Here is a 4,147-nt window from a genome sequence, read left to right on the forward strand (position 1 = left end):
GATCGCGACCGGCGGGGCCGCGCCGCCGGAAGGCGGCCGGGTCGCCTGGGCGTTCGCCGGGCAGGGGCTGCGGCCCGGCGCCGGCGCGGAACTGTACGAGCGCTTCCCGGTGTTCGCCGCCGCCGTCGATGAGGCGTGCGAGCTGCTGGAGTGCCCGCCGGGCGGCGTGCTGCTCGGCGGCGGGCGGCCCCCCGGCGGCGCCGGAGAGCGGTCGCGCCTGTTCGCGTTGCAGGCCGGGCTCGTCCGGCTGCTGGACGCGGCGGGCGTGCGGCCGGACCTGGTGATCGGGCACGGACCCGGCGAGATCGCCGCCGCCTACGCGGCGGGGGTGTTCGACCTGGCGGACGCGTGCCGCCTGGTCAGCGGCTCCACCGGTGCCGAGCCCGCCTGCGCGGCTCCGCGCGTTCCGGTCATCGGCGGCGGACGGCCCGTGGACGAGCGGATCGCCGCGCCCGGGTACTGGGCCGAGCGGGCGCGGGACTCCGGCGAGCCGGTCGCGGTCTCCGGCGAGGCGGTCGCGGTCTCCGGCGGGGCGGGCGTGCTCCTCGAACTCGGCCCCTGCCCGGCCCTGCCCGCCGGCGCGCGGCCCCCGGTCGTGCTGCCCGTGCTCGGCGAGGCGCGGTCCGAGGAGCGGACGCTGTTCGAGGCCCTCGCCCGGCTGCACACCGCGCGCACCACCGTCGACTGGGCCGGGCTCCTCGGGCAGGAGCCGCCTCCCCGTACGGTCCCGCTGCCCACGTACGCGTTCCAGCGTGAGCGGTACTGGCTGTACGACGCCGCGCCGACGGCTCCGGAGGGAAAGCGCAGAGAGGAGGTCGCGGGCAGGACCGACGGCATCCGCCCGTCGGATCGCGAAACGGTTGTCGAACGATGAAGGCATTGGTGATACCGGCATGAACCAGGAAGAGCTTCGGCGCGCCGTCGCGAGCGCCGACACGACGGAGCGCGAGCGGCTGCTCCGGGAGGCGATCCGCGCGCACGTGGCGACACTGCTGTCGCTGAGCTCGGTCGCCGACGACGACAACTACCTCGAGCTCGGGCTGAACTCGCTGTCCGCGCTGGAGCTGACGAAGAACCTGATGACGATCACGGAGATGGAGATACCGCTGGTGACCATCGTCGACCATCCGACGCCCGCTCAGCTCGCGAGCCACCTCGCCGAGGAGTACGCCCGTGTCGGCGAGGGCGTCGGGTAGCGGCTCGGAACGCGCGGGGCCGGCGCCGTCGGCGCCGGCCCTCGGCATGCGCCCGGCCGTTCGGCGGCGGTGCGCGGTCGTTCAGCGGCGGTGCGCGGCCGCGAGCCGCGCCAGCTTCGGCACGAGGTCGCCGGGGCTCGGCTGGCCGAGGATCTCCTGCCGCACCCCGTGGGCGCCGTCCCGGAACGCCCGGTCCTCCAGCAGCCGCACCAGGGCGTCGCGGATCGCGGTGCCGGTCACCTCGGCGGGCGCGATCGCCAGGCCCGCCCCCGTGCGGTGCAGGTGCCTGCTCTTCAGATGCGCGTCGGGGGCGATGCTGAACATCAGCTGCGGTACCCCGTACAGGAGGGAGATGTTGAACCCGCCGGGGCTGCCCTGGTGGATCGCCACCGAGCAGGACGGCACGATGCACTGGAGCGGGACGAAGCCGACGATCCGCGTGTTCGGCGGGATGCGCGAGAGCTGGTCCCGGAGCTCCTCCTGGAGGGTCACCACCAGTTCGATGTCGAGGTCGGCGACCGCGTCCAGCGTGTCCTGGAGCCGCCCCACCGACATGACCTGCTGGTGGCTCCAGTCCCGCACGGAAAGCCCGAACGTCATGAGGACCCGCGGCACCGCCGGGGTGCTCCACAGCCATTCGGGCTGGACGGCCGGGCCGTTGTAGGGAACGTAGCGCATCGACAGGTAGTGCAGGCCGGTGTCGATGCGGAACGAAGGCGGGAGCTGGTCGACCGTGAAGTGCCCGGTGAACAGTTCCTCGGAGAATTCCAGGCCGTATTTCCCGGCCCACCCGGTCATCCATTCCTGGAGCGAGTCCCGGCGGTCGCCGGGCGGCTGTTCGGCCTTCAGCCGCAGGAGGCGGGCGCGCATCTCGGTGTCGGTGTCGTGCGCGTACAGCACCCGCCCGTGGGCCGCCCCCACCGCCGCGGCGGCGACCGCCCCGGCGTAGCTGGCCGCGTCCCAGAGCACCAGATCGGGTCCCCACCAGCGGCTGAACGCCACCATGTCGTCGATCATCGAGTCGTTCATGAGGCTCGCCCCGGGGGTGATCGCCAGGTCGTACAGCCGGCTGAGGTCCGCCCATTCGGAGGAGTCGGCCCGGCCGCCCGCGAGGCGGTGCTGCGGTGCGCTCGCCAGCGCCTGCCACCGCTCGACGGAGCCGTACTCCTTCTCCTCCATGACGCGCTGGGTCTTCTCCTTGAGCGTCTCGGCCGACCCGACCGGGACCGCGGTCAGGCCGGACCGGGTGATGGCGTCCACCAGCTCCGGCCCGCTCGCCACGCGCACCTCGTGTCCCGCCGCGCAGAGCGCCCAGGCCAGCGGCACGCTGTTGAAGAAGTGCGTTCGCCCTGGAAAAGAAGTGAACAATACACGCATATCGTGAAGCTTAGCTGGCGGCTCCGGCCGCTCCACCCCTAATTCAACCCCTAGTGGATGCGGCGAGTGGAGTGCGTTAGGCCACCTTTAGTGCGGTCGTGGACACTGCTGGCGTCAGCATTCGCCGGCCGCGGCGGCCGTGCTCCATGAGGGAAGGAACGAGATGGCGCGCAATCTCCAGGCAAGTGCGCAGTGGGAGCGAATTCAGGATAACTGGGTCACCGCGGACGCGGCCGTCGATCTCACCGGATTCAAAGCCGACGACCGGAATTTCAACGTCTCCTTCTGGAGCCCCGAGGCCAACGGGGTGCGCTACCTCAAGACCCTGGTGTACGACCTGGCCACCGAGCTCGGCGAGGAGGACTGGAAGCGGCTGCGCAACATCCCCAACCGGGAGGTGGGGGAGCCGCTGACGGTGCGGGTGGGCGGGGAGCCCGTCTGCCTCGACTACCTCCAGGCCGTGCTGGAGCTCGGATTCATCGAGCGGCAGGTCGAGCTCAGTGGGGCCCGGGTGCTGGAGATCGGGGCCGGATACGGGCGGACCGGCCACGCGATGCTGGCCAACCACGACCTCGCCGAGTACTGGATCGTCGACCTCACCAACACGCTGAACCTCAGCCGGGCCTACCTGCGGGAGGTCCTGGACGAGGCGCGGTTCGCCAAGGTCCGCTTCGTGGACGTGGACGACATCGACCAGGTCGTCGCGGCGCCGCGGTTCGACCTGTGCGTCAACATCCACTCGTTCGCCGAGATGCTCCCCGAGACCGTGCGGGACTACCTCGACCTGATCGACGAGACCTGCGCCGCGTCCTACGTCAAGAACCCGGTCGGCAAGTTCCTCGACGCGAAGCTGGACGGGCACTTCAAGGGCCACGCCGCGGTCGAGGAGGCGCTGCGCACCGGGCCGCTGCGCAAGGTGCTCGACATCTTCGACGCCGACGCGGTGACCGCGGCCGTCCCCGCCTTCATCGACGCGTACCGGCCCGGCGAGAGCTGGACGTGCGTCGCGGACGAGCGGGGGCTGCCGTGGAGCTACTTCTGGCAGGCCCTCTACAAGAGATCGCGGACGTGAGGATGGGGCCACCGGCCGGGACGACGGTGCTCCTCCTGGGCGCCTCGGGCTTCCTCGGGCGCCACATCCACGCCGCGTTCGCCGCCGCCGGCGCCCGGGTCGTCCCGGTGTCCAGGACGGCCAAGGACGGCGTGGCCCTGGACCTCGTCCGGGCGGGGCGCCGCGAACTGGCCGGCCTGTGCACGGGAGCGGACGTGGTGGTCAACGCGGCCGGTGCCGTCTGGGGCGGCACCGAACAGGAGATGATCCGGCTGAACGCCGAACTGCCCGAGCGGTTCACCGAGGTCCTCGCCGCCTCGCCGGGACGGCCGCGGCTCGTCCACCTGGGCAGCGCCTACGAGTACGGGCCCGCGCCGCGCGGCACGCCGATCGACGAGACGTGGCCGCCCGCGCCGGTCTCGCCGTACGGGCGCACGAAGCTCCGCGGCGGGCGGGCCGTCCTGCGCGCGGCCGGGGACGGCGGACTCGACGGCGTGGTCCTGCGCGTGTCGGTGGCGTGCGG

Annotated in this window: 5 protein-coding genes; 4 read left to right on the top strand and 1 reads right to left on the bottom strand. The window is 72.5% G+C overall.

Features of this window, described 5'->3' with window-relative positions:
- Both E1300_RS48060 and E1300_RS48065 read left to right on the top strand, forming a co-directional pair.
- Positions 1–874, top strand: an 874-nt coding sequence (locus E1300_RS48060) for an acyltransferase domain-containing protein (RefSeq protein WP_131763928.1), incomplete at its 5' end; no start/stop codon positions are given.
- 19 nt (positions 875–893) lie between these two features.
- On the top strand, positions 894–1,196 hold the full coding sequence (locus tag E1300_RS48065; protein WP_131763929.1) for an acyl carrier protein: 303 nt from the start codon (positions 894–896) through the stop codon (positions 1,194–1,196).
- Positions 1,197–1,277: 81 nt separating this feature from the next.
- Here E1300_RS48065 and E1300_RS48070 read toward each other — a convergent pair whose 3' ends face one another.
- Complete coding sequence (locus E1300_RS48070; RefSeq protein ID WP_131763930.1) at positions 1,278–2,573, bottom strand: activator-dependent family glycosyltransferase; 1,296 nt, start codon at positions 2,571–2,573, stop codon at positions 1,278–1,280.
- Positions 2,574–2,736: 163 nt separating this feature from the next.
- Here E1300_RS48070 and E1300_RS48075 point away from each other — a divergent pair, with 163 nt between their 5' ends.
- A complete protein-coding gene (locus tag E1300_RS48075; protein WP_131763931.1) occupies positions 2,737–3,645 on the top strand; it encodes a putative sugar O-methyltransferase in 909 nt (302 codons plus the stop codon).
- 2 nt (positions 3,646–3,647) lie between these two features.
- The coding region (locus E1300_RS48080) for an NAD-dependent epimerase/dehydratase family protein (protein WP_131763932.1) at positions 3,648–4,147 on the top strand (500 nt) is incomplete at its 3' end.

It is taken from the genome of Actinomadura fibrosa (assembly GCF_900659615.1).
GTDB classification, from domain to species: Bacteria; Actinomycetota; Actinomycetes; order Streptosporangiales; family Streptosporangiaceae; genus Spirillospora; species Spirillospora fibrosa.

What these genes read in the sequence shown, in the direction of transcription:
- E1300_RS48075 (WP_131763931.1), top strand. Translation starts at nt 2,737, where the DNA reads ATGGCGCGCAATCTCCAGGCAAGTGCGCAGTGGGAGCGAATTCAGGAT.
- E1300_RS48065 (WP_131763929.1), top strand. Translation starts at nt 894, where the DNA reads ATGAACCAGGAAGAGCTTCGGCGCGCCGTCGCGAGCGCCGACACGACG.
- E1300_RS48070 (WP_131763930.1), bottom strand. Translation starts at nt 2,573, where the DNA reads ATGCGTGTATTGTTCACTTCTTTTCCAGGGCGAACGCACTTCTTCAAC.